The organism is Paenibacillus sp. FSL F4-0097 (genome assembly GCF_038593125.1).
Taxonomy (GTDB): Bacteria; Bacillota; Bacilli; order Paenibacillales; family Paenibacillaceae; genus Paenibacillus_AQ; species Paenibacillus_AQ odorifer.
Map to the genome: position 1 here is coordinate 2920272 of NZ_CP151965.1, position 24293 is coordinate 2944564.

Below are 24293 nucleotides of genomic sequence, written 5' to 3' on the forward strand. Positions count from 1 at the left end.
TGGAGGTGCAGGGAATGGATGAGTTACAAGAGAAATATAAAGTAATAATCGTGGATGATGAGCCGATTATTCTTCGTAGCTTAAAAGCAGCCATTCCATGGAATGATCTTCAGATGGAGATTGTAGGAGAGGCTCGAAATGGAGAATTAGCTCTTCGTTTAATAGAAGACACTTCGCCACAAATCGTAATTAGTGATATTCGCATGCCCGTAATTGACGGGATTACTTTGATGAAGGAAGTATTGTCTAAAAACCCGAAGCTGGTGTTTATTTTTATAAGCGGGTACGGAGAGTTCGAATATGCAAGAGAAGCATTACGTCAAGGCGCATTTGATTATTTATTGAAGCCGATCGATCATGATGAACTGGTTGAAATGTTAACCCGCGCGAGAACCAAGCTGGATGAACAGAAGCAAAATGATCAGCTGATTCATTCTGTGCAGATGCTGTCACTGCTTGCACGTGAACGTCTGTTTGCAGAAATCACTTTGGGAAATGCAAGGCCGCTTGAGCATCTGAAATGGCTGGAGAACAGTGAACTGGAGAGCGGATATTTCATGGCTGTTGTCCAGTTAGATGATTACTCCACACTGAGCAATCAATGGAGTGTAGAAGAAAAACGGCTATGGCTGTTTGCAATCCGCAATATTGTGGAAGAATGGTCACTGGAACATGGAGTGCTGACGGTTTTCCCGTTTCATAATGGAGAGTGGATACTACTGTTCCCTGGATCTTTAAGCGCCAGCAGAAGAGAACTTGGTGAACATTTGATAGCGGGGATCAAGAGATACTCTAAGCAGTCTTGTTCCGTAGGCATCAGCCGCACCACACAAGGCATTGATCAATTAAGTACGGTTTACCCTCTGGCTGCGAAGGCCTTATATCAACGGTTCTATTCGGGTCTTGCCGGGGTCTTTATTGATGAAGAGATATCGTTCCCTAGCAGTAAAGAGGTGAAATACCCAAAAGAGCTGGAAACCGCGCTGATTGAAAGTATACGTACCTTAAATAGAGACCGGATGTGGTCTTTATTTGATGAGCTTGCTTTATTTATTGAGTCACAAGCTGTTCCTAAGGATATGGCTGAACGTCTTCTTGTTGAAATGATCGTTGTTTTGTACAGAAATTATGAGTATTTGAATATAAATTCAGATTGGTCTTTACATGGATTGCTTAGCAAGATGCACAATCTTGGCACTTTAAATGAAGTGATCTCTGCTCTGAAAGAAGAGTTTGGTGTGCGATTGGAGCAAGGGAACAAGCCTGTGAATCGCGAGGATACGCGTAGCGCCATCGAGAAAGCGAAACGTTATATTGAGAGTAATTACCATAAAGATTTGAGTATTGAGGAAGTAGCGGAGCTGGCTGATCTCAGTATCAGTCATTTCTGTACTTTATATAAACAAATAACGGGCTATACCTTTTTGGAGTATGTTACACACTGCCGGATGGAGAGGGCGAAGTATATTTTGCAGAGCAGCAACGTAAAAGTGTATCAGATAGCTCCTCTCGTCGGTTATCAGGACCCGCGTTATTTTACACAGGTTTTTAAAAAGGCTAGTGGTCAAACACCAACAGAATACCGAGAAGAGCATACTAAGCAGATCCATTAACAAGGAGGTAAGGGATGGAATTTCATTTGGAGATGATTGTTAAGTGTTTAACGAACCATAAGCTGCAGAAATATTGGAAAGGATTCGAGGCTGTTTCTTTTGCATTTTATAATAAGGATAACGTGTATCTGTACAATCATCCCAAATTTAAAACGGTAGGATATCATCCACATTTGCTTCCTTGGAGTAATGAATTCTCAGGAGATACAATCATTTTATATGAGGATCACCCTACAGCCATCGTTAATCTGGAATTACATGAAGAATTCGAAGACTTGTACGCCATTTGTGTACACGAATTATTTCACGGTTATCAATTCCTGATGGGAGATGAACGTTATGCAGATGAATTATTGATGATTACCTACCCTTTATCCCTCGAAAATATGGAATTGCGGATTCAAGAAAGACATCATTTATATCTTAGTGTAATGGCAGCTACTATTGAAGAGCGTAATCACGCAATGTACAGATTTATTGCCATCCGTCAACAAAGAGAACAACTGCTTGGGGAGTACGTGCTAAATGAATATCTTATTGAAACGCTGGAAGGACCCGCTTGGTATGTTGAATTAAATGCCTATGCCGAGAAATCCACACTTCCTAATGAGGAGGTATTGCAGAAGTTCAGTTCGTATTTAATAGATGAACTTGAATCATCGGCAAATATTAGAAGAAGCTGCTATGGTTCTGGACTGTTTATATGTTTGCTGCTGGATGAGCTTCGCACCGATTGGAAAGAAGAGTTTATGAAGTCGGAGTTAAGTTTATATGCGTTTTTTAAGCAATTTGTGGATCAAGTCATCATTCCCTTCGAGGAGATATCCATCAGCAAAGAAACGGAAGATATTATGCAATCGGTCAAAACAATCAGGGAGAAGGAATTCATTGATTTTATCAGCCTTGAAGGGTACCACCTGTATATTGAAGGAGATATAAAATCTACGGGTTTTAATCCTATGGGTATTATTGGTGGAGATGAGAAATGTATTCATAAGAATAATTTACGAATCCAAATCAATGATGCGGAGTATTTTCTGGAAAAGCCAGTGATTAGCTACTATAAAGCTGACCTTCGAAATATTAATAAACTGCACTTAGTATTAGATGAACCTCCAACTTTTAATAAAGATTCGTTAATCCTTAATGGAATTGGTGAGATCAAAGGTCAATATGAAGTGAAGGAAGATGGATGTTGGCTGCAATGCTGACGGAAATTGATTAGAATGAGAGTATGACATTTGTCATACTCTCTACTTGATGTTTATGACTTATAGGATGATACTTCATCGCCTATACTTAGAGTAGATGAAAAGATCCTTAGTCGGACACATCAAGGAGGAAACGATATAGATGACTACAAAACAGACATCACAGCTCTCCAGCCTTAAAAAGAGTGTAGCCCCTTACGAGAAAAATGACCGCAACGCAAGTATAAGACAGCTCATCAATACTTTAGGACCACTTGTGCTGTTATGGGGCGGAGCTTATTTCTCTTTATCCGTTTCCTATTGGCTCACCCTTCTGTTAGCTATTCCTGCAGCAGGGTTTGTAATTCGAACTTTTATTATTTTTCATGATTGCACACATGGATCGTTTTTTAAGAATCGTAAAGCGAATGATATTATCGGAACGATCACAGGTGTACTGACACTGGTTCCTTATCGGCAGTGGAAACATAGTCATTCCATTCACCACGCCAGCTCCAGTAATCTCGATAAAAGAGGGATCGGCGATATTTGGATTATGACGGTCGATGAATACGCAGCAGCTTCCTTCTGGAAACGTCTATATTACCGGATTTACCGCAATCCCATCGTGATGTTTGGTCTTGGACCGATTGCTGTTTTTATGATTCAGTATCGTTTTAATGTTAAAGGTGCTAGACGCAAAGAGCGGATGAATACCTATTTGACGAATATTTCAATTGCAGCCCTTTATGGCTTGCTGATATGGGCTATTGGCTGGCAGGCATTTCTTATGGTGCAGCTGCCTGTAGCATTTGTATCAGGGTTTCTCGGCATATGGTTGTTCTACGTCCAACATCAGTTTGAAGACTCTTATTTCGAGAATGAATCCGAATGGAGTTATGTGATGGCCGCGGTTGAAGGTAGCTCATATTATAAGCTGCCGAAGGTGCTGCAATGGATTACGGGCAACATCGGCTTCCACCATGTGCATCATTTAAGTCCAAAGGTGCCAAACTATAATTTGGAAAAAGCGCATAACGCGACTCCACCGCTACAAAAAGCAACAACGATTACGATTGGTACCAGCTTGAAGGCTCTTCACTTCCGTCTTTGGGATGAGGAAAATAAACGTTTCATCAGCTTCAAAGAGATGAAGTCCATATTAAATAAACCTAAAACAGCAGGCGAGGTCCTGCAAGTTCATAAGCCCAGACTCCAGGGAGAATAATGGTCCACATTGTAATCAAATAGCAGCAAAATGGAAGGTTAGAGCCGGAGAACTCATTCGCGCTCTAATCTTTTTTCTCTTTATCGTTGTGGTTCACCGGATTTTACCGGATTTATGCTAGAATAGGGTGAGTGGCATATGGCAAAAAGGAGAGCGAACATGCAGAAGTGGCATCATATTTTTCATAAAAGTACAGGTCTTAGCCCTTATGTATGGGTCGTATTTTATATTCTACCGTTTTATTTCATCTTTCGGTCCTCCTCTCCCTACCAGGTAGTTTCGGGAATCTTGATGATCGCTGTGTTTTTTGTTTGTTATGTGCTTTCTTTTGTCTCCAAGGGTTGGTTAGTTTATTTTTGGACGAGCGTGCAGATACTTGTCTCTATAACGATGACGTTGTTGTTTGGATATATGTATTTTGCGCTTTTTTTAGCCTTTTTTATTGGGAATATCCAGAATCGAGTAGGGTTTTTCACCCTATACTCCATTCATTTGCTGACTACGATTATTACGATCAATTATGAGCTGCTGTCGCGTAATCCCGTATTTATCAGCCAGCTTCCCTTTGTGCTTGTCAGTATGATTGCAGTGATCCTGCTGCCAATCAGTACCTATAACCGTAATAATCAAGGGAAGCTGCAAGACCAATTGGAGGATGCTAATAAGCGAATCTCTGAATTGGTTAAACTCGAGGAACGCCAGCGGATTTCACGTGATCTACACGATACATTAGGTCAGAAGCTTTCGTTAATTGGTCTGAAAAGTGATTTGGCAGGAAAGCTTATCGACAGTAATCCGACGCAAGCAAAAGCCGAGATCAATGATGTACGTCAGACGGCAAGAAGTGCACTGAAAGAGGTCCGGGAGATGATTACGCGAATGCGTGGCATTCGCCTTGAAGACGAGCTCGTTCATATTCAGCAGTTTCTTGCGGCTGCGGAGATCGATTATGTTTTGCAAGGCAATCCTAAACTTTCTAACACTTCATTGATTACGGAGAATGTGCTCAGCATGTGTATTAAGGAAGCTGTCACAAATGTTGTGAAGCATAGTAATGCACAGTCCTGCTCAATTATCATCGAACCTACGCGTACAGATCTGATCATTAAAGTGAAAGATGATGGAACCGGCATCCCGGGCAATGATCTTTATTTTAAAGGACATGGGCTGCAAGGCATGCGGGAACGTCTTGAATTTGTGAATGGCTGTATGGATATCGTGCAAGATGGGGGAACTACGATCGTGATTAAGGTCCCTAATGCATTTAAGCATCCGGAACAGGAGGTAACCTTATAATGATTAAGATTGTAATCGCTGAGGATCAGCGGATGCTCCTTGGAGCGCTGGCATCTTTGTTGGATTTAGAAGAGGATATGAAGGTAGTGGGCCGGGCAAGCAACGGGGAAGAAGCTGTAGCGATGGTTCAGCAGCATAAGCCGGATATCTGTATTATGGATATTGAAATGCCAGCGATGAGTGGTCTCGACGCTGCGGAAGCGCTGAAGAATAGCGGCTGCAAAACGATGATATTAACCACCTTTGCCCGTGCGGGATATTTCGAACGTGCGCTCAAGGCGGGAGTTCATGCTTATTTGCTGAAAGACAGTCCTAGCGAAGAACTGGCACTTTCGATACGTAATGTGATGGCAGGCCGACGCATGTATGCACCGGAGCTAATGGATGAAGCCTACAGCGGTGAAGTGAATCCTCTGACTCAGCGGGAGAAGGAAGTACTTGGACTCATTGCCGACGGTAAAAATACAAAAGAGATCGCCAGCCAATTGTACATTACCACGGGAACAGTCCGGAATTACATCTCTGTTATACTAGATAAGCTGGATGTAGGTAACCGCATCGAGGCAATCACTCGATTTAAGGAAAAAGGTTGGTTTAAATGAGCGTGGGTAAGAAACGATTAGTTGGCTGAAGCAACTTGTAAACGTGAATAGCTAATCGCTGATTGCTAATCGCCAATCGCTGTTTATACTCACCAATCGCAAATAGATGTATTTCCTACAACTATATGCTATAAAATGCTCTGCAGATGCGATTTAGTTGCATTTCTTACATCTAAAAGTTCGCTTAGAGGGCATTTCCATTATTTTTCGGGGAAATAGTTGTAGAGAATGCAGTTAAAGAGTTGTCTAAGCAGAAAATATACTTATAATTGTACTGAGTGCAGCTATTTCTTTTATTAGCATTAGTGAAATTCAATATAATCCCCTAAAAATAAAATTTTTAATGTTATTTTGATGTTAACACTCGCCAAATGTTCCCGCGCCGTATATCATTAATTATCGGCCTATTATTCACAATAGGACAGTTAATCAAAAGGAAGTGTATTTTCTGATGTCAAGAAAGCTAAGAGCCGGCATAGTTGGCGGCACAGGTATGGTAGGACAACGTTTTATTGCCCTTCTAGAGAATCATCCTTGGTTTGAAGTAACTGCGATTGCTGCCAGTGCTAGATCTGCTGGAAAAACGTATGAAGAATCGGCCAAGGGCAGATGGAAGTTATCTACTCCAATGCCTGAGAACGTAAAGAATATTATGGTCCAAGACGCTTCTAAGGTAGAGGAAGTAGCTGCGGATGTAGATTTGATCTTTTGTGCTGTAGACATGAAAAAAGATGAGATTAAAGCGCTCGAAGAGGCTTATGCTCGCACCGGAACGCCAGTAATCTCCAATAACTCAGCGCATCGCTGGACGCCTGACGTGCCTATGGTCATTCCTGAGATTAATCCGGAGCATCTTGAGGTTATTGCACAGCAAAGAAAACGTCTGGGAACAGAGACAGGGTTCATTGCAGTTAAACCTAACTGCTCCATTCAAAGTTATGTGCCTGCACTTCATGCGCTCAAAGACTTCAATCCATCTAAAGTGGTGGTCACTACCTACCAAGCTATTTCTGGTGCAGGAAAGACTTTTGCGGACTGGCCAGAAATGCTGGATAACGTGATTCCTTACATCGGTGGCGAAGAAGAGAAGAGTGAGCAAGAGCCTTTGCGGATCTGGGGAAGTGTTGAAGAAGAGGGTATCGTAAAGAGTGAAGCGCCAACGATTACTTCGCAGTGTATCCGTGTGCCTGTAGCGGATGGACATATGGCTGCTGTATTTGTTTCTTTTGAGAAGAAACCGTCCAAAGAAGAGATTCTGAATCTCTGGAAGAGCTTTAAAGGACGTCCTCAGGAGCTTGAACTGCCTAGCGCACCTAAACAGTTCATTACCTATTTTGAAGAGGATAATCGTCCACAGACCAAATTGGATCGTGATATTGAGAACGGAATGGGCGTATCGACAGGCAGACTTCGCGAAGATGCCCTCTATGATTACAAATTCGTAGGTCTATCTCATAACACCCTGCGCGGAGCGGCTGGCGGTGCTGTGTTGATCGCTGAGCTTCTGAAAGCAGAAGGTTATATTCAACCGAAATAAGTCCATGCATGAGCTGCACAGCTGATGTGAATAGACACCTCATCAAAGCTTAGTCTTTGGTGGGGTGTTTTTATTTTAATTTTACATTTGGTAAAATAAGTTATGGAAGGAGAGGATACCTTTGAATAAATATTTATTAGCTTTTATTTGGTTACCATTAATCCTGTTTACAAGCGGTTGTACATCGTCAGCTCAAGAGGAACAAGAGTATGGAGTGTCATCTATAAATGCTGAAATTCCAATTCCGAAGAATGCCAAAGAAATCGAAGTGATAACAAATTCAAATAACCCTAATATAAAAATTGGAGCAAAGTACGAGTTGGATAATATAGGGGGAGAACAAGGTCTTTATCGGCCTGACAGCTATTTTAATAAATTAAGCGATGATGGATGGATAGAGCTGGAGGACAAGCGGTTAGGGCATGTGCAATTTTTTGAAAAAAAGGACACCGTCATCGCCATCGAAATACATGAGGATAGCTTTGATATTCATGAAATGAATAAAGATGCTAAATTCTAAACAGTGGCTAGTTAGATGAAGCATTTGTTATTACTTAAACAGAAAGGTTGAGAGTGTGGTAAGATAGGTAAAGTGTATAAACTATACGAATTCTGAATGACTGACGGAGTGATATAATGGGTGCAAAAAGTAAAGGTGGCGGCACAGGCAGAGGTACGGGGAGTAAAGGCTGGACACGCTGGAACAAAACAGCAAAACCAGTTAAACCTGCTAAAGGTGACCCAACGACGGGGCCAGGTGCTAAAGGTGCAAGTGGAAGCAAGGGCAGTAACGTGAAAAAAAGCGGAAGCACCAAATAGCTCCCTTAAACTGGGTTATTCCTGAAGGTTAACATCTGATTTTGATCGTTAAAATCAGGTGTTTTTTTATGACCAGATGTAAGTATATAGAGAGAAAGTAGGATCAGCAGTGAGAATCGATAAATATATAAGCGAAACAGGCTTTTGTTCCAGAAGGGAAACCAAACGATTAATTGCTGCAGGTCGAATCGCTGTGAATGGTATCGTCTGTGATGCGAACATTCTTATAGAGCCAGAGGATATCGTATGGATCGATGGGGAGCCGATAACAAGCAGTAAAGGGGAGCCAGTGTATCTCGCTTTGAATAAGCCGATAGGCATTACCTGTACAGCAGCCCCACATGTAGCTGGGAACATTATTGATTTTGTAGGGTATCCTTCAAGGATCTTTGCGATCGGCAGATTAGATAAAAACTCGGAAGGCCTCATTTTGTTAACCAACGATGGAGAGATCGTAAATAAAATGATGCGGTCCGAGAATGGGCATGAAAAAGAATATGTAGTTAATGTAGACAAACCGGTTACATCAGAATTCTTACAAGCGATGTCTAGCGGCGTGAACATTCTTGGAATCACAACGAAACCTTGTGAGGTCTATCGGATCACAGAATGTCAGTTTAGAATTATCCTAACTCAAGGTCTTAATCTGCAAATACGCAGAATGAGCAAGGAGTTAGGATATAGAGTACTAAAGCTGGAGCGCATAAGAATTATGAATATTACATTAGACGGCTTGGAGCTAGGACAATGGCGGCATTTAAGCAGTGAAGAGCTGAATGAGCTTATGTCCCGCTTAAACTAACTTTGTCAACAAAGCCTCTGGCAGTTGGGGTAATGTCTACAGCTCCGGTAATCGCTGAGATAACAGAGATCCCATCCGCACCGGCTGCTAATACAGGTGCAACATTTTGCAGCGTGATTCCCCCAATGCCAACCAAAGGGATGGTAATGCCTTTATTTCTTAGTTCTTCAATAATCGCAGTGCCTTGAACAGCTTTGGCATCCTCCTTGGATGACGTAGGATAAATGGGACCCACGCCCAGATAGTCGGCTCCATCGGCAATCGCTTGCTGAGCTTCAACGAAAGAGTGAGCGGATACACCAATGATTTTATTCTCTCCAAGTAGCTGGCGGATTGCCAATGCAGGTGTATCCTCCTGTCCTACATGAATTCCGTCCGCATCAAGCGCGATCGCTAAATCAATGTCGTCATTCACGATAAAGGGCACGCCATTGGCATGACAAATCTTTTGAAGTCGTCTCCCAAGATTAAGTCGAGCCTTATCGCTTAAGGAACCGGTACCCTTTTCACGGAATTGAAACATGGTTATGCCCCCAGCAACCGCTTCCTGCAGCACCTTAACTGGAGCTTTACGGCAATTTACGCTGCCCATAATGAAATAGACTTTTAATAGATCTCGCAGATGTTCACTGTTCATTCGTTGCACTGTTTATCCCTCGCAGTCTGTTCTGATAAGCAAAATGATTGGTTGGTCCATGCCCAGCCCCTATGCTCAGCTCGTCCTCGATCGCCGCTTGTATAAATGCTTTGGCAGTTTGAATGGCCTCTGCTACGGATTTGCCTTTGGCTAGCTCGGCGGTGACTGCTGCTGAATAGGTGCAGCCTGTACCATGCGTATGTCTGGTCTGAATCCGGCTACTCTCCAATAAGGTATATTCGTCGCCATCATATAGAAGATCGGTTACGGCTGTGGTCGAGGTATCATGTCCCCCTTTTAGCACTACATATTTGGAGCCCATGCCATGAATGATTTTGGCTGCTTTTTTGCGTTCTTCGATGGTGGAGATCGTCATCTTTGTGATCATTTCGGCTTCGGGAATATTGGGTGTCGTCACCAATGCTAAGGGCAGCAGATGGCTGATTAAGGATTGAACCGCCTCCTGCAGCAGCAGTGTGGACCCTCCTTTAGCGACCATCACAGGATCAATTACAAGATTAGACCAGCCGTAATACTTAATTTTATCTGCCACAATGCGGATGATGTCACTGTTAAATAACATCCCGGTCTTTACGGCATCTGGTTGCAGGTCAAGTCCTATAGAATCAAGCTGCTGAATTATGGCGTCCAGAGTCACTGGATAAACCCCTTGGACACCAAGCGTATTCTGCGCTGTCACAGCTGTGAGGACGGACATGCCGTAGACAGAAAGCTCCTGAAAGGTTTTTAGATCGGCCTGAATGCCAGCACCACCGCCGCTATCGGAGCCGGCAATGGTTAGAGCTTTGGATATAATCATCGAATTCACTCCTTTGAGGGTCATTAACTGAGCTGTTTGATGCTGGATCTTTCTAGGAAGACTTCTGGTGTGACCCATGTCAGTTGATTTAGAAACTCAACCTGAAAGCTTCCCGGCCCTTGACCAGTTGTTAGTTCAGCGGCGATTTCAGCTGCTACTCCATAGAAGGAGAGGGCTTCCACTGCGGCCTCCAACGAGTCACCGCCACTTACCGCGAGAAATGCCCCCACAACAGCGCTGAGCAAGCAGCCAGTTCCTGTAACCTTCGTGAGAATAGGGTGACCGTTGCTAGCAATATAGGTGTTTTTTCCATTCGTGATCACATCGTCTTTTCCAGTTATGATGACCACACAGCTTAACTTCCTCGCAGCAGCTTCAGCCAAAAGGACTACATCGCCTTCACCTTCGCCAGCATCCACCCCTTTAATGGACCAACTCTCTCCAATGACATTAGCGACTTCAGCCACATTCCCCCGCAGTGCGGTGATTTGCATCTCATTCACTAGCTTTTGAGTGACAGCGGTCCGATAAGAAGTTGCGCCTGCACCTACCGGGTCAAGCACTAGGGGAACCCTGTGTTTATTAGCGGATTTACCAGCAAGCAACATAGATTGAATGGCGTAATCATTGAGTGTGCCGATATTTAGAACTACAGCAGACGACATAGCGGCGATGTCGATCACTTCTTCGTGGGCATCCGCCATAAAGGGAGAGGCGCCAAGCGCCAACAGACCGTTGGCTGAGAAATTGGCTACCACAATATTAGTGATGTTGTGGATCAACGGGTTGGATTCCCGTACTTTGGCTAAATAACTCATCATAATTCCTCCTCAAGCTTGTATGAACAACTAACTAAACATTACAGATTGATAAAAGCTTCCTGTGCTTTAATATCCTCTGGTAGAAGATTGTTGGTGGATAACCACTGCTGAACCTTTTCCCAAGATGTCGGGTCTTGATATCCAAAAGATTGATCGCCAGCATTCATCAGCGGCAGCAGAATCTCAAGACTTTTTTTCTCAATCTCCTTGTCGAGCGGTGAAGTTGCATCTTCATGTGCAACCAGTAAATCCAGGGCTTGTTCAGGATTCTGCTCCACAAATTCCTGTCCTTTTGTAATGGCATTTAGAAATTTTTTAAAGTAGGCTTCAGAATTTTGCAATCCTTGTTCGCTGGCCACCAGCACAAGCTCATAATAGTCAGGCACTCCGTAATCCGTTGGATTAAGCGAAGTGACCGGATGTCCCTCTTTTTCAAGGATTAGTTGTTCATGGTTGATGAACCCGCCCATTATTGCGTCTACTTGTCCAGTAGAGATCGCAGGGATGAGGTCAAAACCTACGTCAATCAGCTTGGCGGATGAAGGATCGCCTCCATCACTCTGGATCATTGTCCGAATCATCGCTTCATAGAGCGGAATGGAGGAATAGCCGATTTGTTTTCCCGCGAGCTCTTTTGGACTATGAATACTGCCAGCCTGAGGAACCATCAGATGATTCAGTGGATGCCGCACGATTGCTGCAATCGAACGTACAGGGATTTTCTCGCCGCGTGCCATAAGTACCTGAGGCTGATAACTGAGCGCTAGATCAATTTGATTCGCTGCAACAAGCTTTAGGGAATCATTGCTGTCTGCAGGCATTTTGATCTCGACATCCAAACCTTCCTCTTGGAAAAAACCTTGCTGTTGCGCAGCGTATAGAAAGGAATGAACGGCATTGGGATACCAATCAAGCATAATCGTCAGCTTGTGTGACTGCTTATTTTCGGTATTGGAGGGATCGGTTTGGGAGTTGTTATTTATCTTGTCTGCCTTCCCGCAGCTGCTTAAGAGCAAAAGTGTGCATACTAGAAATACAGAAATAAGTCCTCGTTGTGGGGATTTTAAATGATTCATTGGTTTGATCCTCTTTTCTTTAAAAATAATTGTTCGAGTAAAGCTATCGCCAGAAAAAGCACCACACCAAGCGCGGACAGCAGAAATACAGCCGCGAACATTTCATCGCTCTGCATATTTCCGGCCATTCTGCGGCTGAAGTAACCGAGTCCTTTACTGCCGCCGAGCCATTCCCCGATAGTAGCTCCGATGACGCAGTATACAATGGACAGCTTTAAGCCAGAGAAAAAAGCAGGCAACGCCAGTGGAATTTGGGTTTTGACAAGCAGCTGCCAGCGGTTTGCACCAAATGTTAATAATAAGTCCTTGTAAGTCTGGCCACTTGTACGAAGTCCATCATATGTACTCACTACGACTGGAAAAAAAGCCGTCAAAAACACCACAGCCACTTTGCTCCACAGCGAATATCCGAACCACATAATAAAAATGGGGGATAGCGCAATTAATGGGATCGTCTGGCTAATGATAAGAAAGGGATAGATGGCCTTTTCTATGGGGCGATACAGGAACATTCCAGTGCCCAGCAATACACCACAAATAACAGAAAGGACAAAACCCACCAGTATCTCCTGTAACGTCGCCAATAAATGCTGTCCAAATAATAATTGCCTGTGCTCGATCAATGCGATTCCAATAGAGGAAGGTGCAGGGAGAATAAAGGCTGGAATCATGTGAAGGCGAACAGCTGACTCCCAGATTACAAGAATGAGCAGTACCAGAAGAAGGAAGGGACCATAGTTGTCTAGATGTTTTTTAAAAGGTATAGGTCGCATGTAATCTCCGCTCCAGCTCTGCACGCAGTGCTATAAACCGGGGTTCGTAGTTCATCTTATAATGTCTTGGCCTTGGTAAATCCACAACGATCTCCTGTAATTCGCTGTGCGCACCGCCAGATAATAAATAAATCCGGTCACTGAGCAATAGTGCTTCCTCCAGATCATGAGTGATGAGCATAATCGTCTGATTCAATTCACCCCATAACTCCAACAGCCAACGGTGTATCTCGCGTTTGGTCATGGCATCGAGAGCGCCAAAGGGCTCATCCAGCAGCATAAGACCACTTCCGCCTCCAGCCACTAAGGTGCGCAGAAATGCGACTCGCTGTTTCATTCCACCCGAAAGTTCATGGGGATAAGCCTTCTCTACATCTGCTAAGCCGAAGCGGGTCAACATTTCCCGAATCTGAGTGATCGTTTCTTGTTTATTGAATCTGGGCTTGATCTCCCAAGGCAAAAGGCAGTTGTCGAGCACTGTCCTCCAAGGCAGCAATAAATCCTGCTGAGGCATATAAGCGATCTGGCCTAAACGACTAGCGGTTGACGGGTGCGTAGAGAGTTTTATTTTTCCGTGAGTAGGTTCGAGTAAACCGGCAATCGTTTTGAAAAATGTACTTTTCCCGCATCCGCTAGCACCTACTACGGAGACGAATTCCCCTTGCCTGATATCCATGGATAGATCTGCGAATACAGGGGGTTGCTCAGATTCCGGAAAAGAGTAGGTTAGGCCTTGAATAGATAAAATGGTCGTGATGATCAAACCTCCTAAAATTTTTGTGGAGCGCCTAAACAAATAAAAACCCATCCATTTCCAGAGGAAATGAATGGGTCAAAAAGTTCATTCTGCATAATAACACTTAACATGCTTGATGAAAATTCTGCTCCACTTCCCTCCGCTGGTATGATCCAGATCAGGTTCCAAGGGTCCGGAGCTTGAAGCTCCGTCTCAGTCGGCCGACTCCCCTAGTGAAATAACAGGTCCATATTAATTTGTTAATAAATATACCATATCTTTCTGAGAAGTAAAGAGAGAAAGAAGTGAAGGATTAATCCAAGATTGGGTAAGATATAGGTAGGAATCTAGTTAATATTATAATTCCGATGTATATAATCGGAAAAAAGTATTGACGATCATGTGATGGCAGTGTACTATTCAATTTACCGGAAAAAATCCGGGTAGAGAGAGGGGATTTAATAATGAAAAAATGGAGTTTAACTATTATATTGGCGTTAACCGTGGTCCTTATAGCGGCTTGCGGCAATAATTCGAATACCAATACGGCTGCTGAACCTACAGCTGGAACGAATGGTGGAGCAGCATCTTCAGCGCAAAACAGTTTGGAGGCTGTGAAAGCCAGCGGCAAATTGCGGATAGGTACAGAAGGGACTTATGCGCCTTTTACTTATCATGACACTGCGGGGAAATTGACTGGTTTTGACGTGGAAATTGCTGAAGAAGTAGCAAAACGTTTAGGTGTTAAAGCTGAATTTTTTGAAACTCAGTGGGATGGTATTTTCGCTGGAATGGATGCGAAACGGTTTGATGTAATCTTTAATGAAGTTTCCATTAACGAAGATCGCAAAGTGAAATATGATTTCTCTGAACCCTATATCGTATCCAAAGCAGTATTGATCGTGAGCGAAGACAATGAGGATATTAAGACCTTTGCCGATCTTAAGGGTAAAAAAGCCGGACAATCCCTGACAAGTAACTTATCCGACATCGCTCGTGAGAACGGTGCTGAAATCGTAGCTACGGACGGTTTCAATCAAGCGATGGATCTGCTGACTTCGGGACGTATTGATGCAACTGTGAATGATGGCTTGTCTTATCTGGATCTAAAAAAACAAAAACCAGATGCAAAAATTAAAGTGGTTGATGAGATTCCTGAAGGATCACAAAGTGCCGCAGTATTCCTGAAAGGCAATGATGAGCTGGTGAAAGCGGTCAGTGATGCGATTACAGAGATGAAGAGTGATGGAACGTACTTGAAAATTTCCGAGAAATACTTTGGAGCTGACGTTTCAAAATAATACAAGGCTAGCAAGGCTAATTAAGCCTGGAAGCTAAAAAGGATGTCTGAATAATGGATGACCGCAAAATACAAATTTTCTTAGACACACTGCTACCCCTGCTAAAAGCCGGGGTGGCTTTTACCATTCCGTTGGCGCTACTTTCCTTTGTGCTTGGATTGATTTTGGCGATCCTAACCGCGCTGGCACGTCTTTCACCGTGGGTAATTCCGAAGCTAATCGCCCGTTTTTATGTGTGGGTTATTCGAGGAACCCCATTGTTAGTGCAGCTATTTATTATATTTTATGGTTTGCCGGCTGTTGGTATTGTACTCGACCCCTTCATTGCCGCCACCATTGGATTTACTCTTAGCGTAGGGGCTTATTCATCGGAAATCGTACGCGCTGCTATCCTGTCGATACATAAAGGCCAATGGGAAGCTGCCTTCTCAGTCGGGATGACTCGTGGGCAGGCTCTGCGCCGCGTAATTCTGCCACAAGCTGCGCGCGTTTCTGTACCGCCGTTATCCAATTCCTTTATTAGCTTGGTTAAAGATACTTCGCTTGCAGCGATCATCACCTATACGGAGATGTTTAGAACCGCACAGCAGGTAGCCTCTACCACTTATGAGCCTCTGCTGGTATACTCCGAAGCAGGATTGTTTTATTTAGTGTTCTGTTCTGTGCTGTCGGCGCTGCAAAATTACTTGGAGAAACGACTCGATCGTTACTCTGCGACCTAAAGGAGAGATACTTGTGATTGAAATCATTAATTTGCATAAATCCTTCGGCGCACTCCAAGTGTTAAAGGGTATTGATCTGAAAATGGAGCATGGAAAGGTACTTGTCATTATTGGGCCATCTGGCTCCGGGAAGACTACACTGCTGCGCTGTTTTAATCTGTTGGAAATCCCGGATCAAGGCAGCCTGTCGCTCAGTGATATCACCATCAATTTTACAGATCATAAGAAAATTCCTCAGAATTCCGTATTGGCCCTTCGTCAGAAAACAGGGATGGTCTTTCAATCGTATAATTTATTTCCGCATATGACTGCGCTTGGCAATGTGATGGAGGGACAGGTAACTGTCCTGAAACGATCCAAGGAAGAAGCGCGCAAGCGGGGGCTTCAGCTGCTGGCTAAGGTGGGTTTGGCAGATAAAGCTGATAACTATCCACATCAGCTGTCAGGTGGACAGCAGCAGAGAGTGGCCATCGCCCGGGCTATGGCAGTAGATCCAGAAGTGTTATTGTTTGATGAGCCCACTTCGGCGCTCGATCCTGAGCTGGTAGGGGAAGTGCTTAAGGTTATCAAACAATTAGCGGCAGAAGGTATGACTATGGTGATTGTGACCCACGAGATGAAATTTGCCGCCGATGTAGCGGACCGGATCATTTTGATGGATGGTGGTCATATCTTAGAGCAAGGGACTCCGCAAGAAGTGCTGGAGCATCCGAAGAATCCCCGGGCTCTGCAATTTCTGAACAGACTGAATGGTGAAGAAGAGTAGAAAGACAATATACACGAAAAAGCGGCTCGGGAATCATCCGGAGCTGCTTTTTCATGTGTAGATTATTCAAATGAGAAGAGTATCTGAAATTTGGCTTATACTCCAGTTTTCAGAAATTCCAAAGCGTTGTAGAGCATAATCGCTGCTTCGGCGCGGGTGAGTTCGCTTTTTGGATTAAACTTTCCGTTAGCATCCAGGCTATTGATCTTGTATTTCAGGGAGCGCTGAATACTGCCTTGATACGCAGGAGTCAGAGAAGCTTCATCAGCGATATCTACTGGAACGATATTGATCATCGGCAGATTGCCAACGCCTTCGATCGCTTGCACTAGATAGTTAGTGAATTGCTCTTTGGTCATAATGAGGTTAGGATCAATGTCTTTAGGAAGCTTAACTTCATTGTAATAAGCATTGATAAAGGCTTCAGCGTACCAGGCTTTGTCTTTTACTTTTGTGAACAAGCCGCTGGCAACAGGAGCTTTGTTAAAATCAATGGCCGCGAGGCTAAGCTGGAGACCGCCGGAGATAAACTGAATCCCTTGGGCTGTAGTTACCTTAGAGCCAGGGAGAAATTGAGATTCGCTGACACCTTTAATTAACCCTTGATTTTTTAAAGAAATGATTTTTTCTTTGCCGTTTATGTTATCAATATCCTTAAAGGTGTTCCCAGCTGCAAACATCTGACCACCCAAAGAAAAGGAGAAAATGGCTACGGTTGTGATCGCTGCTAGTGTGCTTTTTTTCATGTTCATGTCTTTTCACCTCGTTGTATGGATAGGCTCCTTAGCCTTTGTCACTCCTTTAACGTTGTAAATTATGGAAAGGTTGCGGTCTAATCTGTATTATTTCACGAAAAAGTAGATTTTAATAGAAATATGGGCCAGATTGGGGTGTAGTACTTTGGATAAGTGGCATGAAATGATATAATGATGTCAGGCTCTTTTCATTCGTGGTTAATTTTGTTATGATTATATCGTAACGATTACTATTTATGTATTGTCCAAACTGCATAAATAGGAGCGTCTCAGAGGGTACGGATGTTAAATCGTTCCGGGAAGGTAGGAGACCAAATGGATCAAATATCAAATATCAGTCAATTGTTTGCGGCGCAAAAATATAAATTAACGCCTCAGCGTGAAGCTATAGTGAACGTTCTGCTCGACAATGAGAAGGATCATCTAAGCGTAGAAGAAGTATATATGCTTGTTAAGAACAGCTATCCACATCTGGGCCTGGCAACGGTATACCGTACACTTGAGCTTTTATGTGAGCTACACATTGTAGAGAAGATGAACTTCGGAGACGGAGTTGCCCGTTACGATTTGCGCGGGAACGATCATTCGCATATGCATCATCATTTGATATGCAGCGTATGCGGTCGGTTGGAGGAAATTAAGGACGACTGGCTTGTGGAGCTGGAGAGAAGAGTGGAACGTGAATATGGCTTTAACGTCACGGATCACCGCCTTGATTTCAAGGGTACTTATGGAACATGTAAACGTACAGGCTGCAAAAAAGCAAAAGCAGAAGCAGATAAAGCAGTCTCGTAAGATCGCTTTCTAACCTAAAGACACAGGCTTTCTCCAAGCCTGTGTCTTTTTTGATTACTGCGTTTTTGGAAGTCTAGCTTCGAGTAGGTACAAAGGATTTGATCCACGTTCCGAAACTGCCAGGGTTACGGCTCTGAACGAGAATTACACCTTCTCCACGGAAGCGGCAGACAAGTGCTTCACCACTGGTTATGCTGTTTAGCCAGCCAGAGGCTGCCTTTTCTACCTTATAGTCCATATAATCTGGCCATGCTACGAGGTGTCCGTTATCGATAATCATTTCTTCACCAGGTCCTAAATTAATCGCATGGATAGCACCGAAGGAAGACAGGAACACCGTTCCTCTGCCACTGATTTCTACAATGAAGAAGCCCTCACCGGAGAAGAGCCCTCTGGTTAAATTCTGCATTTTGGTATTTACTTGAATGCCTTCAGTTCCGGCGAGAAATCCGTCTTTTTGAACTAACAGTTTATACGATCCGTCTAATTCTATCGCCTGAATATCGCCGAGTGAGCCAGGTGACAGCAATACCTCACTTTGACCACGGGTCGCTCTAAGTTCTTGAAAGAAGAATTTCTCACCGCTCAGCATTCGCCCGAGACCGCGCATTAAACCACCATCCACGGTTCCTTTTAATTCTACGTTAGGTGACATCGCGACCATTGCGCCCATTTCAGCCTTTACGCTTTCACCGGGATTTAGTTGGACCTTTAACATAGCAAAAGCACCTTCATACAAAACCTGGTAATTCATCCTTTAAACCTCCGCATCTATTTAGATAAGATAGAATACTAGCTTTGCTCTAAGTGTAACGGAATTCTTGCTTCGCTCATAGTCTGGAATATGTTAAAATGAAGTTGTCTTATAGATGTAAGATCAATAATCATTCACCCATGAATAGGAGAGTGGTGTCACATGGCACGAACCAAGACACAAAAAGCCTTGCGTAAGGCAGAGCGCTCCGGAGCCTGGTGCGCAGCACAAAGTCGTAGATCGAATAGTGATTATGGAGCCATTTCACAGCATGTACGGTTAACACCAAGCAAGCAGGAACAATTGAATAAGAATAGATATAAGGGGCAGATCTTCCAAGATGATGCTCCTTTTTTATTGGCTATTTGATAAGAGGACGTCGCTCAGCGTATAGTAATTGAAGAAATAATATATAGGAGATGTATCCCAGATGAAACAAAATAAATATGACGATTCGAATTTCTTCTCAGCTTACCAACAAATGCCTCGATCTATCGGAGGGCTTGCAGCAGCAGGAGAATGGCATGTATTAAAGGCGCTTCTTCCAGACTTACATAATAAAAGTGTGCTTGATCTAGGCTGCGGCTTCGGTTGGCATTGCCTATATGCCCGTGAGCAGCAGGCGAGTTCAGTTATAGGTGTGGATATCTCTGAAAAAATGCTGCAACAGGCGCGTGATAAAACGAACGATCCTGCTATAACTTATATCCAGCTGCCGATTGAGGACATTGATTTTACGAGCGAGCAATTTGATGTGGTCCTCAGTTCATTGGCTTTCCACTATATTGAATCTTTTGCAGCCATCTGCCGAAAGGTGCATGCGTTTCTTAAGCCTGGCGGAAGTTTTATTTTTTCAGTGGAGCATCCAATCTTTACCTCACGGGAAGAGCAAGACTGGTATTCCGATGAGCAAGGAAAACGTCTGCATTGGCCCGTAGATCATTATCAATCAGAAGGACTTCGTGAAACTAAATTCTTAACAGAAAATGTGATTAAATACCATCGCACGATTTCCACTTACTTCAATGACCTGATTGAAGCTGGCTTTACTATTAAAGCGGTTAAAGAACCAAAGCCTTCTGAAGAAATGAGTAATGATCCATGGATGAAGGATGAGGAGCGTAGACCGATGTTCCTGATCATTTCGGCTGTAAAAGAATAATTTCATTCTCATGTTTCTTCATTTACACCTGTTCTCTGCTGTGCACACGATATTCTCTTGGTGACATACCAAAACGGCTTCGGAAGACGCGGTGAAAATAGGTATAGTTCGCAAAACCACAAGTTTCTGCTACTTGCTCCAGCGGCATGGGACTGAAGGTTATCCGTTCTCTGGCCATTTCCAGTCGGACATCGTTTACATATTTAATAATACTGGTCCCAAAGGCTTCTTTAAATAAATGAACGGCTCGCGAGACGGATATACCCACAAAACCTGCTACATCCTCCAATAGAAAGGGTACGGTTGCGTGCTCCTCAACATATTGCTTCATTCGGTATGCCAAATAACCTTTTGGAGTAATTGCTGGCTGGTCTGTAATTAGCCGGTCGATTTCCATACATAGAATTTGCAGATAGCAGGCAGATATTTCTGGAGAGAAGTCGGAAAGTCGACGGTGCTCCAGAATTAACTGGCGAAACAAGCCAAGAAAATTCTCACTAAGCGGCACACTTAGGCGAGTGGGTCTTTGTGAACGTTGCCACCATTCATCAATCCATGTTCCCCCACAAAAAATATGATAATCTCCGCTTTCAATTCGTGGCTTGCCTACAGGGTACTCTTCTTTATCTATGATCAAATAGTAAGGATCATTTGGAGCGAATAACATAATATCCCCGCTTTCCACAGGTGACATCACACCATCGATCAATGCACGGCTTCTTCCTTCCGTTTGCAGACGTATAAGAAAGTTCTGGTTCCCTTGACTTTGAGACATATGAAAAGGCTTGCGATGAAAAGAAAATCCGGCTGATAATACGTGACAGGTAGCAGAATGAGTCATAGGTCCTCCTAGGTGTATTGAAATGATAAGCAGATTGTTCATGTTTTAATCATATTCTTCATTTTAATATATACGCTTTCATATTACTATGTAGCTAAGCAATAAAGAAAGAAATCGACCATCAACGCTAGAAACAGTCGGTATTAGCTGTGCTTACAAGAATGACAGTTTAAGGAAACTGATGAGAATCAGATTAGTCAATTCTGTTACAGCATTATTGTTCAAGTGATTATCACTACAGAAAGCTAACTTTAAATCCAATTGGAGTGATTCGAAAATGCTGAAGATAGGCCTGCAATTGTATACGCTCAGAGAAGAACTGGAACAGGATTTTGAAGGGACACTGCGTAAAGTGGCAGCCCTTGGTTATAAAGGCGTGGAGTTTTTCCATTACTTCGGCCGTAGCGCAGCAGAAGTCAAACAACTGCTTGATGAACTAGGATTAGTTGCGCTGGGCGCACACCGTCCCTATGACGCGTTGTTAAATGATACAGAGGCAGAGATTGCGTACAACCTAGAGATTGGAAATCATAATCTGATTGTGCCGTATCTGTCAGAAGAACAACGTAACTATGAAGAAGTTGCTGCGAATCTGAAGATCATTGGAGAAAAGTGCAAGGCGCGTGGAGCGGTTCTTTTGTACCATAATCATGACTTTGAGTTAACTGATCGATATGGTAACCGTACAGCGTTTGACGGTTTGTTTGAAGAAGTGCCAGCTGATTTGCTGCAAGTTGAAATGGATACATGCTGGGTACATCACGCAGGTTATGATGCCGTAGAATATATCAACAAATACGCTGGCCGGTTGCCGATCATCCATCTGAAAGATTTGAAGAAACATGAGGATGGTTCACCGGAAACGGTTGTTCTAGGCGAAGGAGAAGTAAACCTTACAGCAATTCTTGATGCGGCTGTACAGGCAAAGGTAGAGTGGGCGGTAGTGGAGCAGGATTATTGCAGCCGTTCACCATTAGAAAGTGTAGAAGATAGTTTGAAATGGGTAAAAGCATACGCTAATCAAGGGGGAAATGTTCATGTCTAAAAAGTTGAGAATTGCTATTGTCGGTTGCGGTGGAATTGCTAATGGAAAACATATGCCAAGTTTGTCACGTCAAGCAGATGCTGAAATGGTAGCCTTCTGTGATATCGTCGAAGAACGTGCACAGGAAGCAGCAAAAACCTATGGTGCTGAAGGCGCGGCTGTATATACAGATTATCAAGAGCTTTTGAAAGCCGGAGGATTCGATATCGTGCATGTATGTACACCGAATGACAGTCACTCCGTGATCACAATCGCAGCATTGGAAGCTGGCAATCATGTAATGTGTGAGAAGCCTATGGCGAAGACTACAGCTCAAGCACAGGAAATGTTAGAGGCTGCTAAACGTACAGGCATGAAATTGTCTGTAGCTTATCAAAACCGTTATCGTGCGGATAGTGAATACCTTAAAGACGTTTGCGAAAACGGTGAGCTTGGTGAAATCTATTATGCAAAAGCGATCGCAGTACGTCGTCGTGCGGTTCCTACATGGGGCGTATTCCTGGATGAAGAAAAGCAAGGTGGGGGTCCACTGATCGATATCGGTACGCATGCGCTTGATCTAACATTATGGATGATGGACAATTATAAACCGCGTAGTGTTATGGGCTCGACTTTTCATAAGTTAGGTAACCGTAAAAACGGCGGAAATGCCTTTGGTCCATGGGACCCTGAACAATTTAAAGTAGAAGATTCAGCATTTGGATTTATTACCATGGAAAATGGTGCTACAATTGTACTGGAATCAAGCTGGGCTCTTAATGTATCGGAATTTGGAGAAGCGAAGACGCTCCTCGCAGGTACAGAGGGTGGCGCAGATATGAAGGACGGGTTACGCTTAAATGGTGACCGTGGTGGCCGTCTATACGAGACTAAAATTGACTTGTCCGCAGGGGGAGTAGCTTTCTTTAACGGAGGACAAGAGAGTGAATCCGATCGTGAAGCTCGCTTGTGGCTTGAGGCAGTTAGGGAAGATAAAGAACCAGTAGTTAAACCTGAACAAGCCCTTGTCGTTACCCAAATTTTGGAGGCTATTTACGAATCTTCCCGTACAGGTCGTGCTGTGTATTTTGACGGAACATCAGATAACTAAACGAGAAGCAGGTGTGAAGTTCATGAGTTCAAACAGACATTCTGTAGTCATTGTTGGTTTTGGAGGAATGGGAAGTTATCACGCAGGATTGATAAAAGAGACCTCTACCTTAATCGTAGTTGGAACGTACGATGTGCTTGAAGCACGTCGTACCAATTCCAACGACGCTGGCTACAAGGCGTACCAAAGTTATGAAGAAGTATTGGCAGATTCTTCGGTCGAAATTATTCTAATTGCCACACCGAACGATGTGCACAAAGAAATTGCGATTCGTGCATTACAAGCTGGCAAACATGTCATTTGTGAGAAGCCAGTTACTCTATCGAAGGTTGAATTTCAAGAAATACTGGCAGCCGCTGATGAAGCTGGACGTGTGTTTATGGTGCATCAGAACAGACGTTGGGATGAAGATTTTTTAACCATCAAAAAAATGTACGATGAGGAGACGATTGGGTCCCTATTCCAGATCGAATCCCGCGTGCACGGAGCGAACGGAATTCCTGGAGACTGGCGTCATGTTAAGGCACAAGGCGGAGGGATGCTGCTGGATTGGGGCGTTCACTTATTGGACCAGCTATTATTCATGATTGACAGCAAAATTACCAGTGTGAGCAGTAGTCTAAGCTTTATTTTAGGAAACGATGTCGATGACGGTTTTGAAGCTATTCTGCAATTTGAGAATGGAATTAAAGCGATTGTAGAGGTTGGGACGACTAACTTTATTACATTGCCAAGATGGTATGTGAAGGGTATCGAAGGCACTGGAATTATTGAAGACTGGTCTTTAACTGGAAGATTGGTGACAAGAAATAACGCAGGCGAAAAAATCGAACCGAAGCCGATTCGTGCAGGTGTAGGACTAACTAAAACTATGGCACCTCCATCGGAGGGGGCAACGATCACTGAGGAATTACCTCAGCCGTCGGAGTTAAGCTCTAGCTTTTATGATAATTTCGCTGCTGTCATTGAGGGAACAGCAGAACCTATCGTTAAGAACGCCGAAGTTATGCGGGTGCAGAATTTGATTGAAGTTATTTTTGAAGCTGCTGAGAGTAATCAAGTGGTGAAGAATTTTGATATCTACGGTAAATAATAAGTAAACTATTTCCAAG

At 43.5% G+C, this 24293-nt stretch carries 27 protein-coding genes and 1 riboswitch; of the genes, 18 read left to right on the forward strand and 9 right to left on the reverse strand.

All coding sequences use genetic code 11. The annotated features are described in order from the left end of the window. The first annotated feature begins 14 nt into the window (after window positions 1-14). The 9 genes from MHH86_RS13035 to MHH86_RS13075 all read left to right on the forward strand — a co-directional run bounded on the left by MHH86_RS13035 (window position 15) and on the right by MHH86_RS13075 (window position 9087). The gene (locus MHH86_RS13035) at window positions 15-1613 is read left to right on the forward strand and encodes a response regulator (RefSeq protein ID WP_076316190.1); all 1599 of its coding nucleotides are present in this window, start codon (window positions 15-17) and stop codon (window positions 1611-1613) included. Between the two features lie 14 nt (window positions 1614-1627). Beyond that, window positions 1628-2824, forward strand: a complete 1197-nt coding sequence (locus MHH86_RS13040; RefSeq protein ID WP_076316191.1) for a hypothetical protein — start codon at window positions 1628-1630, stop codon at window positions 2822-2824. Between the two features lie 142 nt (window positions 2825-2966). Continuing rightward, the gene (locus MHH86_RS13045; protein WP_036686288.1) at window positions 2967-4031 is read left to right on the forward strand and encodes a fatty acid desaturase; all 1065 of its coding nucleotides are present in this window, start codon (window positions 2967-2969) and stop codon (window positions 4029-4031) included. A 159-nt stretch (window positions 4032-4190) separates the two neighbouring features. After that, window positions 4191-5327 (forward strand): sensor histidine kinase, encoded by a 1137-nt coding sequence (locus tag MHH86_RS13050; protein WP_036686290.1) that lies wholly within the window; start codon window positions 4191-4193, stop codon window positions 5325-5327. Continuing rightward, window positions 5327-5929: a response regulator transcription factor gene (locus tag MHH86_RS13055; protein ID WP_036686291.1), complete on the forward strand. Its 603-nt coding sequence runs from the start codon at window positions 5327-5329 to the stop codon at window positions 5927-5929. The genes MHH86_RS13050 and MHH86_RS13055 overlap by 1 nt, the downstream gene beginning before the upstream one ends. Window positions 5930-6380: 451 nt before the next feature. After that, window positions 6381-7466, forward strand: a complete 1086-nt coding sequence (gene asd, locus MHH86_RS13060) for an aspartate-semialdehyde dehydrogenase (protein ID WP_038570412.1) — start codon at window positions 6381-6383, stop codon at window positions 7464-7466. A gap of 121 nt (window positions 7467-7587) precedes the next feature. Continuing rightward, entirely contained in the window at window positions 7588-7986 is a 399-nt protein-coding gene (locus tag MHH86_RS13065; RefSeq protein ID WP_038570415.1) for a hypothetical protein, read from the forward strand. 116 nt (window positions 7987-8102) lie between these two features. Further along, window positions 8103-8285 carry a DUF3934 family protein gene (locus tag MHH86_RS13070; protein WP_038570418.1) on the forward strand — a complete coding sequence of 61 codons (183 nt, stop codon included), beginning with the start codon at window positions 8103-8105 and terminating at the stop codon, window positions 8283-8285. A 109-nt stretch (window positions 8286-8394) separates the two neighbouring features. Then, on the forward strand, window positions 8395-9087 hold the full coding sequence (locus MHH86_RS13075) for a pseudouridine synthase (protein ID WP_076101683.1): 693 nt from the start codon (window positions 8395-8397) through the stop codon (window positions 9085-9087). Here the strand turns inward: MHH86_RS13075 and thiE are convergent. The 6 genes from thiE to MHH86_RS13105 are packed head-to-tail and all read right to left on the reverse strand — an operon-like array spanning window position 9068 to window position 13977. Continuing rightward, window positions 9068-9724: a thiamine phosphate synthase gene (gene thiE, locus MHH86_RS13080; RefSeq protein WP_038570424.1), complete on the reverse strand. Its 657-nt coding sequence runs from the start codon at window positions 9722-9724 to the stop codon at window positions 9068-9070. The genes MHH86_RS13075 and thiE overlap by 20 nt on opposite strands. Next, the gene (gene thiD / locus MHH86_RS13085; RefSeq protein ID WP_170914225.1) at window positions 9714-10544 is read right to left on the reverse strand and encodes a bifunctional hydroxymethylpyrimidine kinase/phosphomethylpyrimidine kinase; all 831 of its coding nucleotides are present in this window, start codon (window positions 10542-10544) and stop codon (window positions 9714-9716) included. Before thiD ends, thiE begins: the two co-directional genes overlap by 11 nt. 23 nt (window positions 10545-10567) lie before the next feature. Continuing rightward, entirely contained in the window at window positions 10568-11362 is a 795-nt protein-coding gene (gene thiM / locus MHH86_RS13090) for a hydroxyethylthiazole kinase (protein ID WP_038570426.1), read from the reverse strand. Window positions 11363-11403: 41 nt separating this feature from the next. Continuing rightward, window positions 11404-12441, reverse strand: a complete 1038-nt coding sequence (locus MHH86_RS13095) for an ABC transporter substrate-binding protein (RefSeq protein WP_038570429.1) — start codon at window positions 12439-12441, stop codon at window positions 11404-11406. Beyond that, window positions 12438-13214, reverse strand: coding sequence for an ABC transporter permease (locus MHH86_RS13100; RefSeq protein ID WP_081383570.1), 777 nt, complete (start codon window positions 13212-13214; stop codon window positions 12438-12440). The genes MHH86_RS13095 and MHH86_RS13100 overlap by 4 nt, the downstream gene beginning before the upstream one ends. Next, entirely contained in the window at window positions 13195-13977 is a 783-nt protein-coding gene (locus tag MHH86_RS13105) for an ABC transporter ATP-binding protein (protein ID WP_249267717.1), read from the reverse strand. Before MHH86_RS13105 ends, MHH86_RS13100 begins: the two co-directional genes overlap by 20 nt. A gap of 111 nt (window positions 13978-14088) precedes the next feature. Beyond that, window positions 14089-14192: riboswitch (TPP riboswitch) on the reverse strand. 222 nt (window positions 14193-14414) lie between these two features. Here MHH86_RS13105 and MHH86_RS13110 point away from each other — a divergent pair. The 3 genes from MHH86_RS13110 to MHH86_RS13120 are packed head-to-tail and all read left to right on the forward strand — an operon-like array spanning window position 14415 to window position 16739. After that, a complete protein-coding gene (locus MHH86_RS13110; protein ID WP_036686308.1) occupies window positions 14415-15251 on the forward strand; it encodes an amino acid ABC transporter substrate-binding protein in 837 nt (278 codons plus the stop codon). A 53-nt stretch (window positions 15252-15304) separates the two neighbouring features. After that, complete coding sequence (locus tag MHH86_RS13115) at window positions 15305-15973, forward strand: amino acid ABC transporter permease (RefSeq protein WP_036686309.1); 669 nt, start codon at window positions 15305-15307, stop codon at window positions 15971-15973. A gap of 13 nt (window positions 15974-15986) precedes the next feature. Further along, entirely contained in the window at window positions 15987-16739 is a 753-nt protein-coding gene (locus tag MHH86_RS13120; protein WP_036686311.1) for an amino acid ABC transporter ATP-binding protein, read from the forward strand. 95 nt (window positions 16740-16834) lie between these two features. On the opposite strand, the gene MHH86_RS13125 is transcribed toward MHH86_RS13120, so the two are convergent. After that, on the reverse strand, window positions 16835-17491 hold the full coding sequence (locus MHH86_RS13125; RefSeq protein WP_038570438.1) for an S-layer homology domain-containing protein: 657 nt from the start codon (window positions 17489-17491) through the stop codon (window positions 16835-16837). A gap of 318 nt (window positions 17492-17809) precedes the next feature. Between MHH86_RS13125 and MHH86_RS13130 the strand changes: the two genes are divergently transcribed. Beyond that, the gene (locus tag MHH86_RS13130) at window positions 17810-18289 is read left to right on the forward strand and encodes a transcriptional repressor (protein ID WP_036686314.1); all 480 of its coding nucleotides are present in this window, start codon (window positions 17810-17812) and stop codon (window positions 18287-18289) included. Window positions 18290-18362: 73 nt separating this feature from the next. Here MHH86_RS13130 and MHH86_RS13135 read toward each other — a convergent pair whose 3' ends face one another. Further along, on the reverse strand, window positions 18363-19043 hold the full coding sequence (locus MHH86_RS13135) for a TIGR00266 family protein (RefSeq protein WP_036686316.1): 681 nt from the start codon (window positions 19041-19043) through the stop codon (window positions 18363-18365). A gap of 162 nt (window positions 19044-19205) precedes the next feature. On the opposite strand from MHH86_RS13135, the gene MHH86_RS13140 reads away from it, so the two are divergent. Further along, on the forward strand, window positions 19206-19412 hold the full coding sequence (locus MHH86_RS13140; RefSeq protein WP_036686317.1) for a hypothetical protein: 207 nt from the start codon (window positions 19206-19208) through the stop codon (window positions 19410-19412). A 61-nt stretch (window positions 19413-19473) separates the two neighbouring features. Then, window positions 19474-20205, forward strand: a complete 732-nt coding sequence (locus MHH86_RS13145; RefSeq protein ID WP_076179021.1) for a class I SAM-dependent methyltransferase — start codon at window positions 19474-19476, stop codon at window positions 20203-20205. Window positions 20206-20227: 22 nt separating this feature from the next. Here the strand turns inward: MHH86_RS13145 and MHH86_RS13150 are convergent, their stop codons facing one another. Next, window positions 20228-21046, reverse strand: coding sequence for an AraC family transcriptional regulator (locus MHH86_RS13150; RefSeq protein ID WP_036686319.1), 819 nt, complete (start codon window positions 21044-21046; stop codon window positions 20228-20230). Between the two features lie 277 nt (window positions 21047-21323). On the opposite strand from MHH86_RS13150, the gene MHH86_RS13155 reads away from it, so the two are divergent. The 3 genes from MHH86_RS13155 to MHH86_RS13165 are packed head-to-tail and all read left to right on the forward strand — an operon-like array spanning window position 21324 to window position 24274. Further along, complete coding sequence (locus tag MHH86_RS13155) at window positions 21324-22091, forward strand: sugar phosphate isomerase/epimerase (protein ID WP_076179022.1); 768 nt, start codon at window positions 21324-21326, stop codon at window positions 22089-22091. Further along, entirely contained in the window at window positions 22084-23181 is a 1098-nt protein-coding gene (locus tag MHH86_RS13160; protein WP_036686323.1) for a Gfo/Idh/MocA family oxidoreductase, read from the forward strand. The genes MHH86_RS13155 and MHH86_RS13160 overlap by 8 nt, the downstream gene beginning before the upstream one ends. Before the next feature lie 22 nt (window positions 23182-23203). Beyond that, entirely contained in the window at window positions 23204-24274 is a 1071-nt protein-coding gene (locus MHH86_RS13165) for a Gfo/Idh/MocA family oxidoreductase (protein ID WP_038570443.1), read from the forward strand. The last annotated feature ends 19 nt before the right edge of the window (window positions 24275-24293 follow it).

Coding starts and splice junctions, on each gene's coding strand:
- MHH86_RS13035 (WP_076316190.1), top strand. CDS start 15: ATGGATGAGTTACAAGAGAAATATAAAGTAATAATCGTGGATGATGAG.
- MHH86_RS13040 (WP_076316191.1), top strand. CDS start 1,628: ATGGAATTTCATTTGGAGATGATTGTTAAGTGTTTAACGAACCATAAG.
- MHH86_RS13045 (WP_036686288.1), top strand. CDS start 2,967: ATGACTACAAAACAGACATCACAGCTCTCCAGCCTTAAAAAGAGTGTA.
- MHH86_RS13050 (WP_036686290.1), top strand. CDS start 4,191: ATGCAGAAGTGGCATCATATTTTTCATAAAAGTACAGGTCTTAGCCCT.
- MHH86_RS13055 (WP_036686291.1), top strand. CDS start 5,327: ATGATTAAGATTGTAATCGCTGAGGATCAGCGGATGCTCCTTGGAGCG.
- asd (WP_038570412.1), top strand. CDS start 6,381: ATGTCAAGAAAGCTAAGAGCCGGCATAGTTGGCGGCACAGGTATGGTA.
- MHH86_RS13070 (WP_038570418.1), top strand. CDS start 8,103: ATGGGTGCAAAAAGTAAAGGTGGCGGCACAGGCAGAGGTACGGGGAGT.
- thiE (WP_038570424.1), bottom strand. CDS start 9,724: ATGAACAGTGAACATCTGCGAGATCTATTAAAAGTCTATTTCATTATG.
- thiD (WP_170914225.1), bottom strand. CDS start 10,544: ATGATTATATCCAAAGCTCTAACCATTGCCGGCTCCGATAGCGGCGGT.
- thiM (WP_038570426.1), bottom strand. CDS start 11,362: ATGAGTTATTTAGCCAAAGTACGGGAATCCAACCCGTTGATCCACAAC.
- MHH86_RS13095 (WP_038570429.1), bottom strand. CDS start 12,441: ATGAATCATTTAAAATCCCCACAACGAGGACTTATTTCTGTATTTCTA.
- MHH86_RS13100 (WP_081383570.1), bottom strand. CDS start 13,214: ATGCGACCTATACCTTTTAAAAAACATCTAGACAACTATGGTCCCTTC.
- MHH86_RS13110 (WP_036686308.1), top strand. CDS start 14,415: ATGAAAAAATGGAGTTTAACTATTATATTGGCGTTAACCGTGGTCCTT.
- MHH86_RS13115 (WP_036686309.1), top strand. CDS start 15,305: ATGGATGACCGCAAAATACAAATTTTCTTAGACACACTGCTACCCCTG.
- MHH86_RS13125 (WP_038570438.1), bottom strand. CDS start 17,491: ATGAACATGAAAAAAAGCACACTAGCAGCGATCACAACCGTAGCCATT.
- MHH86_RS13130 (WP_036686314.1), top strand. CDS start 17,810: ATGGATCAAATATCAAATATCAGTCAATTGTTTGCGGCGCAAAAATAT.
- MHH86_RS13135 (WP_036686316.1), bottom strand. CDS start 19,043: ATGAATTACCAGGTTTTGTATGAAGGTGCTTTTGCTATGTTAAAGGTC.
- MHH86_RS13140 (WP_036686317.1), top strand. CDS start 19,206: ATGGCACGAACCAAGACACAAAAAGCCTTGCGTAAGGCAGAGCGCTCC.
- MHH86_RS13145 (WP_076179021.1), top strand. CDS start 19,474: ATGAAACAAAATAAATATGACGATTCGAATTTCTTCTCAGCTTACCAA.
- MHH86_RS13150 (WP_036686319.1), bottom strand. CDS start 21,046: ATGACTCATTCTGCTACCTGTCACGTATTATCAGCCGGATTTTCTTTT.
- MHH86_RS13155 (WP_076179022.1), top strand. CDS start 21,324: ATGCTGAAGATAGGCCTGCAATTGTATACGCTCAGAGAAGAACTGGAA.
- MHH86_RS13160 (WP_036686323.1), top strand. CDS start 22,084: ATGTCTAAAAAGTTGAGAATTGCTATTGTCGGTTGCGGTGGAATTGCT.
- MHH86_RS13165 (WP_038570443.1), top strand. CDS start 23,204: ATGAGTTCAAACAGACATTCTGTAGTCATTGTTGGTTTTGGAGGAATG.